Origin of the sequence: Bradyrhizobium sp. IC3195, from assembly GCF_020193585.1 — a bacterium.
GTDB classification, from domain to species: Bacteria; Pseudomonadota; Alphaproteobacteria; order Rhizobiales; family Xanthobacteraceae; genus Bradyrhizobium; species Bradyrhizobium yuanmingense.
Map to the genome: position 1 here is coordinate 13912 of NZ_JADYVG010000014.1, position 21521 is coordinate 35432.

The 21521-nt window shown below is 60.5% G+C and carries 11 protein-coding genes and 3 pseudogenes; 9 read left to right on the top strand and 5 right to left on the bottom strand.

Annotated elements, in window-relative coordinates; all coding sequences use genetic code 11:
• Positions 1 to 32: 32 nt before the first annotated feature.
• The 6 genes and pseudogenes from I6F09_RS24200 to I6F09_RS24225 form a co-directional block, all read left to right on the top strand.
• Positions 33 to 200, top strand: a pseudogene (locus I6F09_RS24200) (transcriptional regulator); the annotation flags it as partial.
• 73 nt (positions 201 to 273) lie between these two features.
• Positions 274 to 1386, top strand: a pseudogene (locus I6F09_RS24205) (type II toxin-antitoxin system HipA family toxin); the annotation flags it as partial.
• 2040 nt (positions 1387 to 3426) lie between these two features.
• The gene (locus tag I6F09_RS24210) at positions 3427 to 4698 is read left to right on the top strand and encodes a DNA repair exonuclease (RefSeq protein WP_225189207.1); all 1272 of its coding nucleotides are present in this window, start codon (positions 3427 to 3429) and stop codon (positions 4696 to 4698) included.
• Positions 4699 to 4701: 3 nt separating this feature from the next.
• Positions 4702 to 8244 carry a YhaN family protein gene (locus tag I6F09_RS24215; RefSeq protein WP_225189208.1) on the top strand — a complete coding sequence of 1181 codons (3543 nt, stop codon included), beginning with the start codon at positions 4702 to 4704 and terminating at the stop codon, positions 8242 to 8244.
• A 279-nt stretch (positions 8245 to 8523) separates the two neighbouring features.
• Entirely contained in the window at positions 8524 to 9576 is a 1053-nt protein-coding gene (locus tag I6F09_RS24220) for an SIR2 family protein (RefSeq protein WP_225189209.1), read from the top strand.
• The gene (locus I6F09_RS24225) at positions 9573 to 11312 is read left to right on the top strand and encodes an ATP-binding protein (RefSeq protein WP_225189210.1); all 1740 of its coding nucleotides are present in this window, start codon (positions 9573 to 9575) and stop codon (positions 11310 to 11312) included. Before I6F09_RS24220 ends, I6F09_RS24225 begins: the two co-directional genes overlap by 4 nt.
• A 161-nt stretch (positions 11313 to 11473) precedes the next feature.
• On the opposite strand, the gene I6F09_RS24230 is transcribed toward I6F09_RS24225, so the two are convergent.
• From I6F09_RS24230 to I6F09_RS24250, 5 genes and pseudogenes are all read right to left on the bottom strand, one after another.
• A complete protein-coding gene (locus tag I6F09_RS24230; protein WP_225189211.1) occupies positions 11474 to 12100 on the bottom strand; it encodes a hypothetical protein in 627 nt (208 codons plus the stop codon).
• 110 nt (positions 12101 to 12210) lie between these two features.
• A pseudogene (locus I6F09_RS24235) lies at positions 12211 to 13513 on the bottom strand (type II toxin-antitoxin system HipA family toxin).
• A complete protein-coding gene (locus tag I6F09_RS24240) occupies positions 13513 to 13764 on the bottom strand; it encodes a helix-turn-helix transcriptional regulator (RefSeq protein WP_225189212.1) in 252 nt (83 codons plus the stop codon). Before I6F09_RS24240 ends, I6F09_RS24235 begins: the two are co-directional and overlap by 1 nt.
• Positions 13765 to 14035: 271 nt before the next feature.
• Positions 14036 to 14380: a hypothetical protein gene (locus tag I6F09_RS24245; RefSeq protein ID WP_225145479.1), complete on the bottom strand. Its 345-nt coding sequence runs from the start codon at positions 14378 to 14380 to the stop codon at positions 14036 to 14038.
• Positions 14381 to 14433: 53 nt separating this feature from the next.
• The gene (locus tag I6F09_RS24250; RefSeq protein WP_225129747.1) at positions 14434 to 15600 is read right to left on the bottom strand and encodes a GSU2403 family nucleotidyltransferase fold protein; all 1167 of its coding nucleotides are present in this window, start codon (positions 15598 to 15600) and stop codon (positions 14434 to 14436) included.
• A gap of 330 nt (positions 15601 to 15930) precedes the next feature.
• On the opposite strand from I6F09_RS24250, the gene I6F09_RS24255 reads away from it, so the two are divergent.
• From I6F09_RS24255 to I6F09_RS24265, 3 genes are read left to right on the top strand one after another with little or no spacing between them, the layout of a single operon-like run.
• On the top strand, positions 15931 to 17460 hold the full coding sequence (locus I6F09_RS24255) for a Wadjet anti-phage system protein JetA family protein (RefSeq protein WP_225189213.1): 1530 nt from the start codon (positions 15931 to 15933) through the stop codon (positions 17458 to 17460).
• Positions 17450 to 18088: a DUF4194 domain-containing protein gene (locus tag I6F09_RS24260; RefSeq protein ID WP_225189214.1), complete on the top strand. Its 639-nt coding sequence runs from the start codon at positions 17450 to 17452 to the stop codon at positions 18086 to 18088. Before I6F09_RS24255 ends, I6F09_RS24260 begins: the two co-directional genes overlap by 11 nt.
• Positions 18085 to 21519, top strand: a complete 3435-nt coding sequence (locus tag I6F09_RS24265; RefSeq protein ID WP_225189215.1) for an SbcC/MukB-like Walker B domain-containing protein — start codon at positions 18085 to 18087, stop codon at positions 21517 to 21519. Before I6F09_RS24260 ends, I6F09_RS24265 begins: the two co-directional genes overlap by 4 nt.
• Positions 21520 to 21521 lie beyond the last annotated feature (2 nt).

Consider the following 21521-nt stretch of genomic DNA (forward strand, 5'->3'; position numbering starts at 1 on the left):
CCGCAGAGTTTGCTGCAGCATTCGGTCGCCTCATCCAGAAAGAACGCAAACGCCAGCGCCTCCGGCAGGACGAGCTGGCTATGGTGAGCGGGACAGGAAAGCGCTTCATCGTCGACCTCGAGGCCGGAAAAAGCACCTGTCAGCTCGGGCGCAGCCTGCACGTGGCAAACGTGCTCGGGCTGCGCATCGAGGATGTTCTCAAGGATGCCCAGGCCCGCCGCGCGAACACTTCCGAGACACCGGACATTCCCGACAGCGACGAGGAGGAGCCTCATGGACCGTCTTCCGGTCTACTTTGAGACGCGAGAGGTCGGCTGGATCACGGCCGCCGACGAAGCGTCAGGCTTCACCTATGCCGAATCCTGGCGCGGGCTGACCGGCGCCTTCCCTGTGTCGCTCACCATGCCGCTCACGCGGGCGTCGTACGATGCCTCGGTAATTCTGACATGGGCGGCAAATCTGCTGCCGGAGAACGCAACTCTCGGGACCGTAGGTCATATGCTCGGCAAGTCGCCGGCCGATGTCATCGGTCTTCTTGCCGAGATGGGCCGCGACACTGCCGGCGCGCTCTCCGTCGGACAGCCTGGCACCGGGCTGATCGCCGGCAAATGGCGAGAGATCCCCGACAAGGCCTCCCTCGAGCGCATCTTCAATGAGTTACCCCACAAGCCCTTCCTCGTCGGCGAAGATGGCGTGTCGATGTCGCTTGCCGGTGTGCAGACGAAGCTCGCCGTCGCTCTGGATGGCGACACCCTGTACATACCGATCGACGGCGCGCCATCGACCCACATCATCAAGCCCGATGACGAGCGCTTGCCTGGCGCCGTCCAGAACGAGGCATTCTGCCTGACGCTCGCGCGCATGATCGGAATCCCGACGCCGAAGGTGACGACCGGGACGGCAGGCGAACGTACCTACCTGCTGGTTGAGCGCTATGACCGCCGTCATGAGGGCAAGAGGTGGCGGCGGCTGCATCAGGAGGACTTTTGCCAAGCCCTGGGCCGACCGCCAGCTGCCAAGTACCAGAACAACGGTAGAGGCCTAAAAGGACCATCATTGGCCGACATGGTTGGCGTGACCCAGCTCCATATGACAGCACAGGAGACCGCCCGCTTCGTCGATCTTGCAATCTTCAATCCGATGGTTTGGAACACGGATTCTCACGCCAAAAATTACTCGCTGATGCTATCGGCGCGCGGCGCCGCCATGGCGCCAGGCTACGACATCGTCTGTGCGGCGCCCTATCCGAAGATCACCCGCAACATGGCGCAGAAGATCGGCGGGCAGAAGCAGGCTGACCAGCTCGGACGCAACCACTGGGAGCGCTTCGCCACCGACTGCAAGCTCTCTCCAGCGCAGACGATCCGGCGCGTCTCCGAGATTGATCAGGCCGTGACGCACCAAGCAATGGCGGCCAAGGCCGAGGTCGAAGCCATGCCTGCCGGCGGCGATCCCGTCCTGGACATAGTGGTCGAGGCGGTGATTTCGCGCGCACGCGGCTACCTAGAGCGCCTGAAGCAAGCGGAGCCAGCGCCGGAAGGCGCAGCAGCCCCATCATCGTTGGCGCGATCGCGCAATCGACCACGCAGAGGCGTGTCTGGAGGGCGGCTGAAGCTGTAGCGGATCATCGTCCGATCAGCGCTGACGCTCGAACAGGCCCGCCGCTCCCCGGGAGAACGCCGCCCAATGTGCTGAGGTCTTCGCGCACGACCAGCTGATCTCTGATCCGGCCGCTGACGCGCGATCGCTTCTGCAGCCGCGGCCGGATCACCGGCCCCTGATCGCGTTAGGCGAGCCGTTTACGAATATCGAGCTGCACGCCTTCGCGCGATATGGATCGCAGTCGCGCTGAAAGGCTTAGACAATCCAGGACGGCCAGCCCTGGTGAGGTGAGGCACTTGGTATAGGTGTCCCGTCCATTTGGCGTTAGTGGAAAGGTTAAGCGCGCTACCGAGGACGCGGAGAGGAATTGAGCGCTATCTACCGTAGTTGTACGGAGTTCACTCGGCATTTAGATACCGATAATTTGGCCGTCGCCGGGGCTGGAATTTCATCCCGAAGTCGATTGCAACCGGCAAAGGGGGCGCTGAAGGGCGACCCCTTTTCGATTGTATCGCGCTGTTCGACTTCTTCGAATCGCACATCACCGCCTGAAAACATGGCGCGCTGACTCGCTATCGGCCTGCACGCGCGTCCATTCCAATCCGATATCGATAAATCCCAAATTGGTATTTGGCGTGATCATTGGCGGCGATGGCGTATCTGCAGTACCGCATGGGTACATCGATGCAGTTGATTTCTTCGATGAACTCCAGCGCGAAATGAGAAAATTCGCTTGATATCTGCGATGCCCGGCAGAAATTGACGAATTTTCCTCTTCGTGACGAGATAAGTTTTCCGTTCTGGACGGTGTCCGGCCGACGGGCCCGGGTCCGGACCAAGACTCAAGCCGAATGAGCTCACGCAGCAGCAGGTTTCTATCGATGCCGAGCAGCGAGGCTGCTTCGGATGCTGCGCACCAGAGTTTCTGACTCCGGAGTTGCAGAAGATGAAGGTGGGGGATCGTCGCGAAGGCTTTAAGTCTCTCCGAGGAGCGACAACTGGAAGTGATCAGGCACCTCGGCAATTCGGCTCGCTGCGATCGGGTTCCGTGCGAGTGACAAAAGTTGGTCGTCTCCAGAGCGGCAGCTCCGATTCTTTGAACGCGCCGCGTGAATTGTGGGCTCGTTTTCGCGCTTGCACTTCCACTGCACAAGCTCGGAGCCCCGTTTGGCTACAACAACGAATCGGCTGTAATCGGGTCGATTTCTACGGGGCCGAAAAGCCGTGCGATCCTTTTGCATTGGTACCACAAGGCCCGCGACTACTACTCTCCGGCCACGGCGGCGGTCCATGTTTGTAGCGATAATTCCATCGCGCGTCAGGATTGCTGCCTCGCGCAGTGAAGAGCCTCTTTACCATTATGGCGGCGTCTTACGTTGCGACGGGGCGGCGGTATCGACTGCGAAGTCGATGTCGCAGCGGCCTGTCTTGGACCGGTCCGACGACCAAAGTCGTCATGAGACGAAGGCCCTGGGCGGATAAACCGCGGTTGCGGCACGGTGTGTGTTCCCAACCGATCGCCGCATTTGCGAGAATTTCGACGCAAGGTCGCTAGGAAAGCGGCTCGCAGGACTGAGGAGCTAGCTCAGATACGACCTTGTCCGAACTGTTACCAAAGACACGCTGTCCGCAACATGAATAACGCGATACTCATGTTAAACGTGCCACCGAATCTTCGCGTCACCCTCAAATTCGGCGGCCCCTTCGAGCCCTCATCGACAATCCCTTTCCGCGTTTGCGGATACTTGGTGACAACACTCCGCTCAAGATTGCGATAAAAGGATTTTCCTAGTTTGTTCTGATTGGAATTAAGCGAGTCCTGTTGTGAGCACTTTCCAATTTATCCATACCGGCGACATACATCTGGACAGCCCCCTGAGAGGCCTGAGCGGACAGGAGGGGCCAGCGGCCGAGCGCATTCGAACGGCGACCCGAACTGCCTTTGAGGACCTCATTACTCAGGCAATCGATAGACAGGCGGCTTTCGTGGTCATAGCCGGAGACCTCTACGACGGCGATTGGCGCGATTTTCACACCGGCCTGTTTTTCGTTCGGCAGATGGGTCGTTTGCGGGGGGCGAAAATCCCCGCCTTCGTGTTGCACGGCAATCATGACGCCGAAAACCAAATCACGAAGCGGCTGACGCTTCCTGACAATGTTGAGGTGTTTAGCTATCGAAAGCCCCAAACTTTCAAGCTCGATGATTGCCGCGTCGCCCTTCACGGTCAAAGCTTCCGCCTGCAGGCGACGACGGAAAATCTGGCAGCAGCCTATCCCGCGCCGATCAAAGGCTATTTCAACATCGGCGTGCTGCATACTGCACTCGGCGGAATGGGTAGTTCTCACGAGAACTACGCCCCTTGCACGCTCGAAGAGTTGGTCAACAAGGGGTACGAGTATTGGGCGCTCGCGCACGTGCATCAGGGCGGCGTACTGCATCAAAATCCGCACGTGGTGTTTTGCGGCAATCTACAGGGGCGCCACATCCGCGAAGCCGGCCCGAAATCGGCGCAGCTCGTTACGGTCCAAGACGGAGCGCTCGAAGGCGTTGAGCTGCTCCAAACGGATGTCGTGCGATGGATGCATGTCGATGTACCGGTCAGTGGTAGCGCGCGGTTCGGGGATGTTGTAGATCAAATCAAACGTTCGATCGACGAGGCGGCCAAGAACGCAGAAGGCCGACTGCTGGCTTGTCGCATCAAACTAAGTGGCCCGACGGCTCTTCACGCCGAACTGATGGCGTCTGCGCCGCAATTGTTGGCTGAAGCGAGAGCCGCAGCACTGGCTCTTGGCGAAGAGGTTGCATGGATCGAACGTGTGATCAATGCGACCGTGCCTGCGACAGCAGTTTCTATCCAGTCAGAGGGCAGCGCGATCAACGATCTCAAAGTCCTGCTAGCTCAGGCTGCGGGGGATTCCGATCTCGAGGCAGAAATCGCGAACGATCTGGGCGACCTTGTCCGCAGGCTTCCTCACGACGCGGCACTTGATGTTGACGATTTGCTTCTCGAAGCGGTGATCGCGAAACAATACTCGGCTGTGATTGAGCAGGCTGGCGAATATCTGAGCGCACGTCTGACTGCGGAAAGGCGTTGATCCGTGCGTATTCGTTCTCTTGACCTGGTCCGTTACGGACATTTCACCGGCACGACGCTTCATTTTCCGTCAGGCGAACCAGACTTTCATGTCGTGTACGGCGAGAATGAGGCTGGAAAGTCGACGACGATGTCGGCGATTGAAGATCTGCTCTTCGGTATTCCCGGGCAATCATCCCGTAATTTCCTGCACGAGAATGCGGCCCTGCGCATCGGCGCCGCCCTAGAACGTGACGGCGCGCTGCTTTCGGTCCGGCGTCGCAAGGGCAACAAGGACACGCTTCTCGGTCCGAACGATCTGCCGCTTGCGGCTGGCGATGGCCTGCTTGCTCCTTGGCTCGGCGGGATGGACCGCGCGTTTTTCTGCCGGATGTTCTGTCTTGACCATGAGCGCCTGCGGGCTGGGGGGCGGGATATCACCCAGGCCAAGGATGATATCGGCGCGGCATTGTTCGCCGCCGGGGCCGGCGTGTCAGGTCTCCGCGATCGGCTGGGTGCGATGCAGGCAGAGGCGGATGGGCTCTGGGCCAGCCGCAAGGCGGGACACCGAAAATACTACCAAGCGGAAGACCGCCTTAAAGAGGCTGATGCGGCGTTGCGTCAACACATGGTGAGCGCAAGCAAATGGCAGGAATTGAAATCCGCCCTTGAAGAGGCGCGCGGGCTTTGCAATCAGATCGAGAAGGAGATCGAAGATCAAGTTTCCGAACTTGCGAAGATTTCTCGGGTCCGGCGCGTATATCGCGGTGTGCGTCGGCTTCAAGAGATCGAAACCGAGATAGTGGACCTCGGCGCGGTGGTCGAATTACCTCCCGACGCGGCTAGGCAATTTGAGGAGGCCTCGGGCGATAACGCTGCTGCAGAGGTGCGTATAAGCGCATTGCGTGAACAGATCGCAACAATCGGCGCGGAAATTTCCGGACTTGTGGTTGACGATAGCGTTCTGCTCCACCAAACGGAGATTGAACGCCTCTCGAAGCGCAGCATACAGCTCTCTTCGGGCCGGACGGACTTACCGAAGCGGCGGGGCGAACTCGCCGCAGCGGAAGAAGGCCTGAAGCGCGCGGCGATTGAATTGGGTTGGACAGGTCCCGTCGCCGACCTGGTCGAGAGAATTCCGCCGCGGGCCAAGGTTGCAGCAGTCCGCGGACTGTTGACATCGCGTGGCAGCCGATTTGCCGCCGTTGATAGCTCTGAAGCAGCGCTAGAGGATGCCAACGAAAAACTCGCTGATATCCAGGCGCGGATTGAAGCGATCGGAGCGCAGAAAGAACTTTCGGCGCTGGCTGGGGTCGTCGAGTCCATTCGTGCGCTTGGCGATCTCGATGCGCGTCTTCTGAGTATCCATCAAGAGCATCAGGATGCCGATAGATCATGTCAGCGGCAAATGGCTGATATGAATCCGCCTATCGTGAGTGAAACGAGTTTGCAGGCCTTGAAAAGTCCGGCGGAAGAGGCGGTAAGGGTGCATCGCGATGCTGCCCGGGAGCTTCAGGCGCGTATTCAGCGCCAGCAAGCTGTGACGCGTGAGCTGACCCGTACAGTCGAAAACAACCGAAAATCTTATGCTCGTCTTGTGTCAGATGAAAGAATCGTCGGCGTTGAGGAGTTGAAGAAACTGCGCGAACGGCGGGATGCCGGATGGTCTATCATCAGGCGCAGACATGTCGACAAGATCATGGTGCCAGAATCGGAAGAGCTCGCTTTTACAAGTGGCGAGCCGCTGCTCGATGCCTATGTGAAGGCCATCGAAGACGCCGACACCGCGGCGGACCGTCGTTTTCAGAATGCGCAGTCGACGGCTGCGGCCATGGTGCTGGCGCGGCAAATCGCTGAAGAGCAAGACGTCCTTGAATCTGCCAAGCAGGAGCTTTTTTCGTTAGCCGAAGAGCAGAAAGCATTGGCCGAGGCTTGGGCGATCCTGTGGAAACAGGTGACCGATAACCCGCGTTCTCCGGACGAAATGCTGGATTGGCTCGATGCGAGGGCTGGCGTGCTCGATCAAATCGCCAAGCGCGACGCCGCGCTTCATGCAGAGTGCTCGCTCCAGCAGCAAATTGCGAAAGCCAAGCAACAGCTCGCCAGCTTGATGGCGGACACGGCAATCGCAGCCTCGATAGATAGTCTGCCGCTGAACGGAATTGTTGGGGCTGCCGAAGCGCGCCTCCGCACGGAGGAGGGCAACACACAAAAGAGGAATGAACTCGCGCTCGAGGAACGGAAGGTCGCAACAGAAGTCGAACGCAGGCGTGTGGCTGTTGAAAACGCTGCGAAAGAGCGTGATGTCTGGAACGCGCAATGGAAGGAGGCCCTGAGGGGGCTCAATCTGTTACCCGAAGCCCCGCTTGAGACCGTTCAAGAGCAAATCGAAGCAATCGACCAGATGCGGGAGACGTCTGCCAAGATCGCGGATTTGAAGCACGAGCGCATTGGAAAGATCGAGCGGGACATCACGGCGTTTACGGAGGATGTCGAAAAGCTCGTAAATGCGATCGCGCCGCGGTTTTCCGGGCAGAATGCAGATGAAGCAATCCTCCAACTCCATGCGCAATTGAATGCGGCGAGGCAGACTGTCGTGTCCCGGGACGAAAAAACTGAGGCGATGCGGCGCTTGCAGAAGAAATTGGAAGAATGCGACAAGTCCAGGACGAACGCAGAGGCCGTAATAGATGGCCTCAAAAGGGGTGCAGCCGTCGATTCGATCGACAGATTGCGAGCGGCTATTCTTCAATCCGATCTACAACGCGCGCTTAGGGATGAGCGGTCGCGCTTGCGGACCACGCTTGAGGCTGATGGCGATGGGCTTGGTGTCGAACAACTTGCCGAGGAATGCCGCAGCGCCGATCCCGATCAAATAACGGCTCGGGAGCAAACGCTAAAGGCAATACTCAAAGATGCCAGGGAACGCCAGCTGATCGCAATTCAGACTCGCAATGATGCTGAGCGTTTGTTCGAAGCCGTCGCCGGCGATGCCGCTGCGGCCAAAGCTGCTGGTGATCGTCAGCTGGCTTTGGCCGAGATGAAGGAGGTGGCGGCGCAGTATGCGCGCGTTCGCTCCGCAACCATCATCCTGAGGTGGGCGATCGAGCGGTTTAGGCGCGAAAAGCAGGCACCATTGCTCAAACGGGCTGGAGAGCTGTTCTCTATTCTGACCGGCGGCTCGTTCCAACGCCTTACGCTCGAATACGACGAAAAAGATGTGCCACATCTGGCGGGCGTGCGTGGAAACGGAGGAGCGGTGCCCGTATCAGGTCTCAGCGAAGGAGCCGCCGATCAGCTCTTTTTCGCGCTGCGCATTGCTGCCGTTGAAGAGTATCTGATGCATGCTGCGCCGGTGCCATTTATTGCAGATGATCTTTTCATCAATTATGACGATGCGCGCGCCTCGGCCGGTTTCAGGGTGTTGCAACTGCTTGCGGAGAAAACGCAGGTGCTTTTCTTCACTCATCACCAGCACCTGCTTGATGTGGCGTCTACTGCGTTTGGCAGGAGTGTTTCGACGGCAATGCTGGAGCCTCGTCCACATCAAATGAAGAACGTTGCTTAGATGGATTGCAGAATGCATGTCTCGACATCATTATCGCTAATTTCAAACGCCGTCCGCGACGCGGAGTTTCTCGGAGTTGCTTTGGGAAAATCAATCCGGAAAATTCACGGTCCTGCAGGCCCTTCGTCGTCTCGACACCAAGCGTAACCTGATCGGCTAAGGGCTAATTTCAGATTTAGCGAGGATGCAATCCTCGCCGAAATTGATCCATTCACTAAATCTCATAGGGATGACGACGGCTGTAGTGGATACAGTCGGCGTTGGCCGGGAAGGGGCTGTATGGCGGCCAAGAGCGCGCCGGAGATAGCGCAGGAATTCGCGCAGGCGGCGCTCAGCGCCGCACCGGTGATCATTCTGGGCAGCGGCGCCTCGGCTGCGCACGGTGTGCCCGGCATGGGCGCCTTGGCGTTGCAGCTTTCCGCTGTCAAGCCGCCCACGAGCTGGACAGCAGACGAGAGGAGCGAATGGGATAAGTTCGTCGCGCAGCTTGCGGCCGGCGATGATCTCGAAAGCGCCCTCCAGGCCGTGCGCCCGACGGAACGCCAGACCCAGTTCATCGCCGCCGAAACCCGCGCTTTCTTGCTGCCGCACGATCTTGGCGTTCTCAAGACGCTGCTGGCCGACCGGCGCGCGCTGCCGCCGCTCTCGCGGCTGTACCTCCATCTCTTCGACAGCACGCACAAGACCGTTAATGTCGTCACGCCAAACTATGACCGGCTTGCCGAATATGCCGCGGACGCCGCCGATGTAAGCACGTTCACCGGCTTCAACTACGGTTATCTGCAATCGCTCGCCCGCAATCCCAACACGCGCATTTTCGTCAATCAGCAAGCGACCCGTACCGTTGCCATCTGGAAAGTGCATGGCTCTCTCGACTGGTTCCAGGATTCCGCCGGCCAAATCATCGGCGTCCGCGGAATGCCCGACGTGCCGGCCGGATACTCGCCGCTGATGATCACGCCGGGCATCGACAAATACCGGCTGACACATGGCGAGCCGTTCCGAACGATCCTAGGCCGCAGCGATGCCGCGCTCGAGAACGCCCGCGCCTATTTCTGCGTTGGTTATGGCTTCAACGACGAGCACCTTCAGACCAAGCTGATCGAGCGTTGCGACCGCGATTCCGTCCCGCTCGTCGTGATTACCAAAGAGCTGACCACGTCCGCCCGGACCTTCCTCGGCGGCGGACGCTGCCGGCGCTATCTCGCGATCGAGGAGGGGACGATAGGCGCGCGCGCCTACATGCACGACGTGCCCAACGGGTTTGACGTAGATCAACCGATCTGGCGACTCGACCGCTTCCTCAATGAGATGACAGGAGTTTCCGCGTGAGCATTCTGAATTTTGCGGACGAAGAAGCGCTTGGCCGCGTCCAATCGGTCGACACGACCACGGTAATCGTCCACGTCGATGATGTCGAGGCGCTGCGGGCGCTGCAGGTGAACCGGCTGGTTGCGCTCCAGAGCAGCCTTGCCGGCCACAAGTTGATTGGCGTGATCCAAAAGATCATCCGTACCGCGCTCGGTGAAGCGAAGATCGCCGATGTCGAGCTAGGCGAGGCCGCGCATCCCGAAGTCAATCTGGTGCGGATTATGTTGATCGGCACGCTGCTCGATCGGGACGGACCGCGCGCCAATGTCTTCCGCCGGACGCTTGAGACCGTCCCGGAGATCGATGCCTGCTGCTTCGCTCTCGAAGGCGAGTGCCTTACGCGATTCATGGGCGTGATTTCGGAGGTGACCGGCGGCGCGCAGCGCCTGTCGCTTGGCGCCTATACGCTCGATCCCAACGCTCAGGCGTTCGTCAATGGCAATCGGTTGTTCCAGCGTCATGCGCTCATCGTGGGCAGCACCGGCTCGGGCAAGTCGTGGACGACCGCTCGCCTGCTCGAGCAAATCGCTGAGCTCGACAGCGCCAATGCCATCGTGTTCGACATGCACGGAGAATATGCGTCCATGGCTGGCGACGGTTTCGTCCATCTTCGTGTCGCGGGCCCAAGCGACATCGAAGCGGGGAAGGGGCTGAACGATGGTGTGCTGCATTTGCCCTATTGGCTTATGAGCTACGAGGCGCTTGTCTCGATGTTTGTTGACCGCTCCGATCAGAACGCCCCAAACCAGGCCATGATCATGTCGCGTACCGTCGTGGACGCCAAGACGGGCTTCCTGGAAGCCGGCGGTCATGTCGAGGTGCTCGCCAACTTCACGATCGACAGTCCAGTGCCTTTCAGGATGGAAACCGTGCTCGGCGAGCTCAACCGGCTCAACACAGAGATGGTACCGGGAGCCAGGACGGGGGAGAAGCAGGGCGATTTCCACGGCAAGCTCAGCAGGCTAATCCAGCGCCTCGAGGGCAAACGCACCGATCGGCGCCTCGGCTTCCTATTCCCTGCGTCCGGCGTGGCGGACAGCTATGATTGGCTCGATCGCGCAGTTGAGCTGCTGCTCGGTGGCAGGGCGGCCAAAGGCGGCCACGGTGGCGTCAAGATCATCGACTTCTCCGAAGTTCCCTCCGACATTTTGCCGCTGATCGTCGGCATGGTCGCGCGCATGGCCTTCCACGTGCAGCAGTGGAGCGCGCAGGGGCTTCGCCATCCGGTGGCCCTGTTCTGTGACGAGGCACATCTTTATATTCCACAGGATCCGACTTCGGGCGCCGCGGAGAATGCGATCGCTACCTTCGAGCGCATCGCCAAGGAGGGGCGGAAATATGGCGTCGGGCTGGTGGTGATCAGCCAACGCCCCGCCGAAGTGAACCGCACGGTCGCCAGCCAGTGCAACAATCTCATCGCGATGCGGCTAACCAACGGTGACGACCAAGCCGTCGTGCGGCGGCTGCTGCCCGACAGCCTCGGCGGCTTCGGCGACCTGCTTCCGGTCCTCGACACGGGCGAAGCACTCGTCGTTGGCGATGCGATTCTACTGCCCACGCGTATCCGCATTGCCAAACCGATAAACGAACCGCTTAGCGGCACGATCCAGTTCTGGGATCGTTGGGCCGACCCAGCGGCTGCGGCGACGCTCGATAAGGCTGTCGAGAGCTGGCGCCGTCAGACGCTTGTCAAATAGTTGCCTTCCGGCAAGCCTCTGGCGCATCTCGATGCTGGGCCAAAAATGACTCGCTCATCGACATTTGTGAAGTCTGAAGTGAGTTGTCGCTCGCGGAACCAAGCTTAAGGTTGCTTCTTCACCACAGTAACGATGCCGTAGATATACTGCGGAGCGGGCCTCTAAAGTTCACATCCGCTCCTTAGGGAAGGCAATCGCAGATTTCCGCAGATTGCGCGGCACCCGCGCTTCGCCTCTGCGTTCTCGAAAGATAGAATATATCCCCTTGTCATCTCGCTCGACCTGTCGATCACCAGCTTGAAGCGGCTGGCGAAATGGTCGGTGTCGGTCACGTGACGCGGATTGCGGTCGCCCTCCTGATGTGCGAGTCGACGGAATGGCGGAAGCGCATCGAACTGAAGTTTGTGTTTTGGCTGGCGATAGGTTTTAAGCCCTTCACTCCATGACCTCGGCGTGAACGGAAGAGGCTCAAGGGGGCAGTTGACGGGCGGCCTCAGCGCGTGGAGCGTGAAGTGAAGAACGTCGCTCATGTCTAGTTGGAAACGCAGTCGCTGTTGGAGCTTGCATACGGACTGCGCGGGCCGCTCGCCGTCGAAGGAGAGCGGCAATCGCCGTTCTTGAACCGGGCCCGTTTCTTGAGCCGCTGGTTGGCTGCTTTCGGGCAACGCTCCCTGTTTCTGATCGCGCTGCTGCTCCTCTGATAGGCAGCTTCCAGGTTTGGATTGGTCGATCAGGTCTTCCTGCCACCGTTCACGGAGGTCATCGTAGCCGGCTGGCAGCTTGCGCAAGCCGGCGAACTCTATGACGTGTCCGCGAGCTTGCTGCACGCGTTGAGCGGATTTCTGATCTCTGTTGCCTTGATCGTTCCGCTTGGTTTGGCTGTGGGCAGTCAGCCCGGCTAGGCAGCCAGCGAATTCACACGGCGCTTCGCGCCATCAGTAATCGATATCGCCATCTTCTCCGGAAATCCTTTTGGAAGCGCGTTCAGCACCTGATCTATGGCTTTTGCGGCTGTATCGCCGAGCTGCTGGATGACAACCTTGACTGTTTTGTCGGGGAGACCGCAGGTTTTCGCAGTCTGCACGAAATGTCGGCCGAGAACCGTGTGGACGACGTAATGCCGGTTGCTGCCGATCGCCATGGCCAGCTTCATTTGGTTTTGACTGATCTGTCCAGCGTCCAAGCTCGGTTGGGTCGAAATGATGTCGTAAAGCGGGGTAAGATGAAAACGTCCGCCCGGCGCCAAATGAATGCTAAAATTCTTCGCGTGGCCATCGGTGGTGGCGAGCAGCCAGAACACGATCTGCGCCTTGAAGAAAATGGCCTGGTCGTCCTCAGGCGTATCGCTGCCCTTGAGGAAATCCGAGATTTTATGGATGCCGGGTCCGCCCGGATTCATACTTGCGCGCGGGCGGAACGGACAGCGCCTGGCAGCAGTCTTCCTGCGGCAGCCGCAACAGGCGGCCGTCGCGCGTCCAGATGCGATCGAACCGTTCAACTGCGAGCACGCGGCGCCCGGCGAAATCGATGATGCTTGATTTGGCGACGGGCAAGCCGAGTGCCGCAACCAGCTCAAGGCACAGATGCTCGTTTTCAACGCTGCCGGTCAGGTCGATTCCGTTCGGCAACTTCCCGATCTGCGGCTTGATAATGTGCGTAGTTGCGGTCGTGCCATGAGGCACGTGCCACCTGTCTTTCCAGTAAAGCAGCGCTGTCTTTTCCTGCGCGCCCGCGAGAGAAATGCGGAAGTCCTGGTCGGCGCCGATGCCGAGCGGATTGCTGGCAAGATTGCCGAGAATGGCGGCGACCTCCTGATCGCTAGCGGCGCGGCCATCAATGGCGCCGGCGCCCCCGGGTGCGGTCCCGTCGGGAAGGAATTGCAGCGCGCCGATGCAATCGCGGCCGATTGCGGAGAGCAGGCTGTAAGCGTCGGCACCATCAGCATGCGCGCGTTCGGCGACGCGTCGACGGATGTCGTCATTATCGGGCAGAAGATTGTCAAAAACAGCGACGACGGGATCGCCGATATAACGATCCTCCCGTAATGGCAGCGACACCGAAACCGGGATGGCATTTTCCCACGCGAGCCACTGCTTGTCATACTGGAAATCGATTGCGCCGCTGCTCTCGCGCCGCAGCTGCCCGACCAGCCGTGCGTTGAGATACACGTTAAGCGGCGCGCGGGCAGGACGACGCGCCATCAGAACAGATCCTCAATCGCTTCAGCCGTCAATTTGGTCCGCGGCCGGATGACCAACTCGAGGTCGAGCGCGGCCAGCGCATCCATCAAGGTGCGCAGCCGCGTTGCAGCTACACCGGCTTCCAGCTTCGAGACCGTCGCTTGACGCGCATGCATCTTCTCACCGAGGCCAGCCTGGGTGAGCTTCTTCTGCCGCCGGTAGCGCCTGATCCCGGCGCCAACTTGTTGGGGAGTGCGGGCAATCGTATCCATAAGTTACCATACGCGAATGCGTATATATCGTCAATATACGCGATCGCGAATATCAGCTGATTATACGCGCCCGCGTATATCTGTGCATAATACGCAATTGCGTATGAAGCCCCGCGATTTCCCACAACCTTATTGAAATTATTAAAAAACCATCACGGGCCCCTGCTCGTATCTGCCAGTCGGGCGTACGTCGCCTTGATCAGGTCGTCCAACGCCGCAGCGGCGTCCTCGTTGAGATTGGGATCTTCGCGCAGGATGGACGAGACCTGGGTCAAGGGGCTGGCCGCGCCGAAAGCGACTTTGAAAAAGACACCCGGGCGGCAATCCGGGCCAGGGCGGAGGTCATGGCGGTGGCCCCGACAAGCCCGTCAGTCCGTTCGTCATCGAAAAACCGGTCACGGTCGAGGACAAGAAGCAGACCGGCCATCAAACAGGCCAGCACGTTCCGATCCAGCTCTACTTCGTGCTGAGCCTCGAGCGCGTCGGCGGCAAGACCGAGCTGATCGAACGGCATGATGCACATCACCGGCATGGTCAGCTGCATCGGCAGCGAGATGATCAGCGAGCCAATCACGTGATTCGGCATGCCGACGCCGCCGATGATCAGCAGCAGCACCGGCGCGCCCGTCGCCGATGATGGGCGAGAGAGCCTCGTCGACCGAATTGGCATCACGGCGTTGGCGACGCCGTCGGCTTCGCAATTGAAACGCGCGCCAGAAGACCTTCCTTGCCTCCCGTAAGCCCGTACTCCTCTGCCGGCTTGCCGTCGAGTTTGGCCGCTTCGGCTACGCCCTTCGCGAGCATGTCGAAAGTGTCGTCCGAAAGACGCAGGGCGCCAACACCAAGCCGTCGTCGCCATCTGGCTCCGCGTTCCCAAGCTTCGATCCACCCAAAGCCTAGGTCGCTGCTACGTTTGACGGCATTGAATGCTTGAATGAGCGCGCCAGCCTGGTTGATGTCCTTTTTGGCCTTATCCGCAAAGAACACATTCCGTTTGGTCGCGATGATCAGTTTGTGGACGGCGTAGCGCTCCGGGGCCGGTACAAGGACCGGCACTCCGGCGTCGTGCAAGACCACAGAGCGGATGGGCTCATGGATCAGGTAGTCTAGGAACCGCAACACCTGCGCACCTACAGACGGTCCCAATGAAGGCATCTGCGTCAGTCTGGAGGAGTAGTCCTCGTCGCCACGGTTTGGTGTAAGGAATTCGACCTTGAAGCCGGTGGCATTGGCAAAACCGCTGAACAGCTTGGTTTCATCGGGGGAGAATGAGGGCGCAAATGTCGGATCCACCTTTTTCAGGATCTCTTCGATGTCGGGCATGCTTTCATCGATCGAGATCGAGATGCCGTAGAATTTCGCGATGTCCAGATCCTCGGTCGTCACGAGCTCGTCGGGCAGCTTGACGCCGAGTACGCCGCTGTATGTCTGATAGGCCATCGAACCGACGAGCGTGGCGCGAAGCCGGAAGAGTCCCGCGCGCGCGAGTTCGTTGACGACGAGACCTTCCATGTGGGGAGGGGCAGGGTAGCCGGCCCGCCTCAACTTCGCTGCCAGCTCGCGTCGCGCGCGATAGCCAATCTTGGTGCGCTGGAAAGCTTCCGCGCGTTTGGCAATCTCGGGATCATCGGCCGGACCGACATATTTGAGAGTCGTCTTCGTCGGTCCCTCGCCACCGGAGGGCTCGTAGGCCTTGTAGTAATAGTATTCGCGGTTGGCTCGCTTCTGTTTGAGAAAGGTCCCGTTTTCCGGGAAGTTCTCGTCGAAATCCGCGTCGGTCGCCTTCTGAACCAGGTCGGAGAACATGACTTGGTCGATGTTGGAAAACTGCTTCATAGGTATTTGTTACCATTTTGGCGAAGTGGTAACAATGGTTTTGTATCCATCCTGCCAAAATGGTAGCAAATTTGTATCCATTTTGCCATAATGGTAACAACAATGAATTCAATGACTTGAGGCCGGATTGTTCCGATCTACGACCGGCACTAGCTTCGATCGGACTTTTGGAGTCTCGACAGCGATTGAGCTGGAAAGCTATATTAGAACATACTAAGAACTGATCTTCCGGTTGTATTTTCCAAACCCACTCTCAACAACATTTTGCCCGGCAGGCCGTGCGTTTAACGCCGCCGACCCAAGATGAAGTCGGGCCCAGGAGCTGCGTCATTGACCTTGTTCCGCCATTTGCATGACGATGCGTTTCTAGCTTTTTCGCGCGATCACAAGCACCTGTACGCAGCGTGTCTGCTCGATCTACATGAACGCTTCTTTTCAGGCGCCCCGTCGTTCCCGACGCCGCAGCAGGTGGTCCACGCCATCTACGACGTCATGCGCGTCAACCCCGCCCTCTGGAACGAGGGCGATGATTTCGGCAGCCTGCCGGAAATGATTTCCGCGGGACGCCGCCGGATCCGGAAGGCCGACGTCGCGCTCGCTTCCGAGAAGGGCGACAAGGCGCTCGGTCTTGCCCGACAATTGTACGCCCGGCTGCTCGCCTGGGGATGGCTTGAAGAGGAGGAATACGGGCTTCGCGTCACCGTGGACATGGCTATGGGACCGCTGCTCGTGATCCAGCGGCTCGCGAGCCTCAACAAGGATCTCTCGCAGCGATTCGGCGGCTTGATCGTGCAAATCCGCCTCAACCTGGAGGCCGTCGAAAAACTGAGGCCCGAGATCACCGACCGCAAGCAGCGCGAAGCCGCGCTCGCCGTCCGCGAGGCGCGCAATCAGGCCGACCAGTTCACTAAGAGCCTGCGTGCGATTCTGGCCGACCTGAAGCGCGTCCGACGGACCGTCATGGAGTCGAAAACCGTCGCTACCCGGCTGGAAGCCTTTTTCGAGGAGTTCGTCGACCAGCTCCTGTTGAAGGATTTCGAGTCCATCCTCACCGTCAACCATCCGTACCGCTTCCGCGACGCCATCGTCGATCTCGCGCGGAGGATCTCCTACACCCCGGAAACCATGCAGGTCCTCGCCGAGGAGTACACAGCTTCCAGCATGGCAGCCGACATCGAGGACGGTCGAATGGCCGCGGCCGACGACCTGCTGGCCATCGAAAGCATCTTCGATCAGATTGGGGAGATGTTCGATAGGATCGAGGCCTTCCGCAGGCAGCTCGAAGCCCGCGTCCGCAACACCATTAAGTACGCCGAGCGGGGCGGGCAGGGACTCGTCGGCCGGGCCGGCGACCTGGTGCGGCGCCTGGATGCCCTACTGCGAGACGGCAGACACCACAAGGCGACAATCGAATGGAGCATCGAGCCGCTGCGATCCCCCTGGTCGGAGCACCATCAGGCGACGGCCAGGCAGCCACGCCGTCCCGTCGAAGCAAGGGAGCTCTCCGAGCCGCCGTCGGATCCGTTGTACGAACTGCGGAAGAAGCTCCGCCTCGAGTACATCGCTCGCATCGCGCCCCGTCCCGAGGATGTCAGACGATTCCTCGAGGGCCAGGTGCCGCCCTTCACGACCAGGGAAGCCCGCTTCATGGAAATCGATACCGTGGACGACTTTCTCGCCTTCGATTGCGCCCGCCGATATGCGTTGACGGGCGAGATTCCGGCGCAGGTCGCGGCCGGGTTCGAACTCGAACCGTACCCCGACACGCCACCACACGACAGCGAATGGCTCCGTTGCGCAAACTTCCTGGTCAAGCGATCGGGCGCACTCCGGAAGGCGAGGGCGGCTCATGCTCAGTGAATTCGAAAACGTCGAGCGCTCCTTCGGCGCGGAAAAGGCAGCCGACCTCCGCAAAGCGCTGCACTTCCTGCTACGGCGGCAGTTCGTGTTCGCGGGAGACCCCCGGACCGGGGCAGTCTACAACACGATCATGGATGGCCGCTTCCGCGACGTGGTCGACGGCTTCTTCGATAGTTGCGGATACCGCGTCCATCGCGATCCGGAGGCGCAGTGGGCCGGCATTGTCGCCATGGACGAGGACGTGCCGCTGCCCCGGATGAAGCTCGACGAAACCATCGTGATGCTGGTGCTGGCGGCATACTGGCAGCAGGAGGTGAACGTCGGAGCAGTCGAGGACCGGGCCGTCGTAGTGGCCACTTTGAACGACCTGTTCGATCGCTACCGCGAGATGGCCCAACACGGCGGCGGTGGCGCGATCTCGCCCGCCCGCTTCCGGGACATCCTGCGCGAGGCCGCCCAACGCAGTTTGGTCGAGATCGGTGATTTTGACGACGAGCAGCAGGACTGCGAGATCAGGATCCGCGCGATGATCAAGCTGATCAGTGGCGGCGATGCCCTCCAACGGCTTGAGCGCTACGTCCGTAGCGAGGAGGCGCGGTTTCCGCAGCCCGCAGGAGACGAGGCATGATGGAGCTGCGACACCTCACGATGGTGAACTGGCACCTGTTCGACGTCGCCGACATCGACGTGACAGGACACGTCGGGGTGCTGGGCGAGAACCGGTCCGGCAAATCGACGATCCTCGACATGGCACAGGTCGTCCTCACCGGCGGGAGCCGGCGGTTCTTGCGCCTGAACGCGGTCGCCGGCGATAGCGGAAAATCGCGCAGCGGCTCGAAGCGCAGCGTCGTCGATTACTGCCTTGGGACGCTCGGCGAAGACCAGCGCCGGCGCGACGAGGCGCGCACCTACATCGCGCTCGGTTTCGAAGATACGGAAGGCGCCCGGCCACCGGTCACGATCGGCATGGCGCTCGAGGCGCGCAAATCCGACAGCAGGGAGACTGTGCTGGCACTGTTCGTCGCCGGGGGGACCGTTTTGAGCTCCAAGGACTTCATCGAGCAGCGAGGAAAGTCGCAATTCCCGGCGCAGTGGGAGGACGTGCGCGCCCGGATCGTCGCGGCGGTCGGCGAAGGCAACTTCGTCAATCATCGCGACCGGGCGAGCGATTACGTCCGCGAGTACATGCGCCATCTTCTGCCGCATTCGCCCTATGGCGAGCAGAACGCCAGCGCCCTGCAGAAATCAATCGTCAACGCGATGACGCTCGACCACAACCAGACCGCCACGCAGTTCGTGCGGAACTACATCCTCGAGGACAGTCCGATCGGCATCAAGGAGCTGCGCGAGTCGATCCAGACATACCGTAACATCAGCGAAACCATTCGAAAGATGCGCCTCAGGCTCGAAGCCCTGAGGGCGCTCCGGGGCGTCCTCGGCACCCTTGAAGAGGCGCTCGAGACCAAGTTCAGGGAGGAGTGGATCGCAAAACGCGCGACTTGGCTCGCGGCGCGCGCGACAAACCTGGACTTCAAGACCAAGCGCCGTAGCGAGATGGCGCGCCGGGACGCCGCAGCAAAAGAACTCGAATTCATCGACGACGACGTCAAGGCCGTCGACAACGAGATCGAACGGCTCACGGCCGCGATCGCCGAGCACGATGCCAAGACCGGCAGAAAGTCCCTGCAGCAGAGCGCCGATGTCGCCGGGCAGGCGGCGCACCGCGCCTCGGCGGACTTCAACGCTCGCATGGAGAACATCCGTCGCCTGGAGCCGCTAAGGGCGATGTGCGCGGACGGTTTCGAGGACTTCGTTCCTGCGCTTGAGCGTCTTGTGACGGCCACCGCCGGGGCGGACATCGAGGGCGTCTCCGACGAGGTCACCGCGGCCGAGAAGTCCTTCGCGGCAAGCGGCGCCAAATGGCTGCCGAAGATCGACGAAGCGCGTCAAACGATCATCGCGGAGCTTTCCGGGCTCCGAGGCCGGCGCGACGAGGTGCTCGAACGGATCCGACAGCACGCCGCCGGAGGGGCGCGCGCCTATCTCGGCGACGACACTGAACTTCTTTGCCGCAGGCTGCGGCAGAGGGGAATGGTGCCGCGCGTGCTCTGCGACATCATCGACGTCGCCGAACCCGAGTGGATAGGAGCCGCCGAGGCGCTCCTCGGCCGCGACCGGGAAGCCGTGTTCGTGGACAGAGCGGATATCAGCGCCGCCACGTCAATCTTCAAGGAAGGTCGCCGCGAGTTTCGCCATGCATCGCTAGTGAGCCTAAACAAGCTCGAGCAGTTCAGGGCCAAGCCGGAGGGCGGCACTTTTCCCTCCATCTTCCGGAGCCAGGATCCGGACGCGATGGCCTTCATCATGCGCCGCTACGGCAATGTCCGTCTCGCGGACACGCTCGACCAGTTCAACAGGCCCGGCCGGGCTATCATGAAGGACGGCCTCTACGACGACGGACTCGTCCGGAGCCATCGCTGGATCGAATCCTCGCAGCATAAGATCGGAAAGGCAGCCCAGGCGAACGCTCTGCGATCCCTGCAGGATCAGGCCGAGGAGCTGGGTCGGATCCTGACCGACAAGGGGAAGGAGGCCCATGCCGCGGAGCAGGCTTTTGCCGCTCTGAAGAACATCTGCGAGGAACGTAATGACCTGGGGGCTTGCGCGGCCGCTTTCGCGGCCGCGCAGACTGAGGTCGCTGAAGCTCAGGCCAGGCTCGATGCCCTCGATGGCGCGGGGGACGGCGGGCTTCGCGACAAAAAGAGGGCGCAGCAGAAGCTGAAGGAGAAGAGGCTGGAGGAGAGAAAGACGCAGCAGAAGGCGTTCGGCGAGCACGACGGCGAGGTCAGGTCGGCGGAGAGGAGGCTCGGAGACGGCGAGAACGTGCCCGGCTCCGAACTCAACCTCAGGGTCGCCCGGTCGATATACCGCAAGTTCTTCCCACTCTACTCCACCGCGAAAGGCAGGGCCGTCTACCGCGACCGCCTCGATGCCGCAGCCCAAAAGGGCTCCGCGGAGAAACACCGGGCCATCGCCGAGAAGGCCTTGAAGGATGCGGACGCGTCCGACAACGAGCGCGCCCGGATCGAGCGACGGGTCCGCGAGCTTCTTTACGATTACTTTGACCAGTTCGGGATGAGTTCGCAGGTCGGCGCGGAAAGCGAGCCGTTGCGGGAGGTGAAGCCGTGGATGGAGCAGCTCATCTCGGATATCGAATCCAACGAGCTGCGCCAGTACGAACGGCAGGCGCGGGAAGCGGCGGAGAAGGCGTCCACCCTGCTGCGCGGCGAGTTCATCAACGCGCTCACGGCCCGGATCGGAAAGATGGAGCGGGAGCTGCAATCGTTGAACCGTAGCCTCTACGCACATCCCTTCCATAACGAGCGATACTCATTCCACCGCACCCAGATGGTGGAATTCCAGCCCATCCTGAAGATCATCGAGATCGCCAAAACCTCTCCGGAGGCGCTCGATATGCTGTTCCGGGGCGACGTGCCCGATGACTTCCCGCACAAGGATACGATCGTCGCACTCGAGGCGCTGCTCGAGGACCCCGACAAGGATTTCACCCAGTTCGAGGACTACCGCAACTTCTACACCTTCGAGATCCACATGGAGGATGTGGCCACCGGCCGCTCGACCCGCTGGGAGCAGCGGCGCGGCACCGGGTCTGGCGCCGAACAGCAGGTGCCTATCTACGTTGCCATCGGCGCTTCGCTGGCCGCCGTCTACGGCAGCGCGGAGCGTCGTGCCGGCAAGCCCGCCGGTTTTGCCTTGGCCATGTTCGATGAGGCCTTCTCCAAGATGGACGGCAAGAACCAGCGGCAGATGATGAGCTTTTACAAAAACCTCGGCCTGCAGTTCGTGATTGCCGCGCCGTTCGAGAAGCGCGTCGCCGTGCTCGAGCACATGGACACCATCGTGGAGGTGGACCGGATCGGCGAGCAGTCCAGGGCTACCGTGGTGGAACTCAAAGAGAAGGCCAAGCGCGAACTCATGGCCATCGATCCGGACCTGATGTCCGAAGATGAGCTCGCCACCCGTCTGGCCGCCGAGTAGCC

What these genes read in the sequence shown, in the direction of transcription:
- I6F09_RS24220 (WP_225189209.1), top strand. Translation starts at nt 8,524, where the DNA reads ATGGCGGCCAAGAGCGCGCCGGAGATAGCGCAGGAATTCGCGCAGGCG.
- I6F09_RS24240 (WP_225189212.1), bottom strand. Translation starts at nt 13,764, where the DNA reads ATGGATACGATTGCCCGCACTCCCCAACAAGTTGGCGCCGGGATCAGG.
- I6F09_RS24250 (WP_225129747.1), bottom strand. Translation starts at nt 15,600, where the DNA reads ATGAAGCAGTTTTCCAACATCGACCAAGTCATGTTCTCCGACCTGGTT.
- I6F09_RS24260 (WP_225189214.1), top strand. Translation starts at nt 17,450, where the DNA reads ATGCTCAGTGAATTCGAAAACGTCGAGCGCTCCTTCGGCGCGGAAAAG.
- I6F09_RS24265 (WP_225189215.1), top strand. Translation starts at nt 18,085, where the DNA reads ATGATGGAGCTGCGACACCTCACGATGGTGAACTGGCACCTGTTCGAC.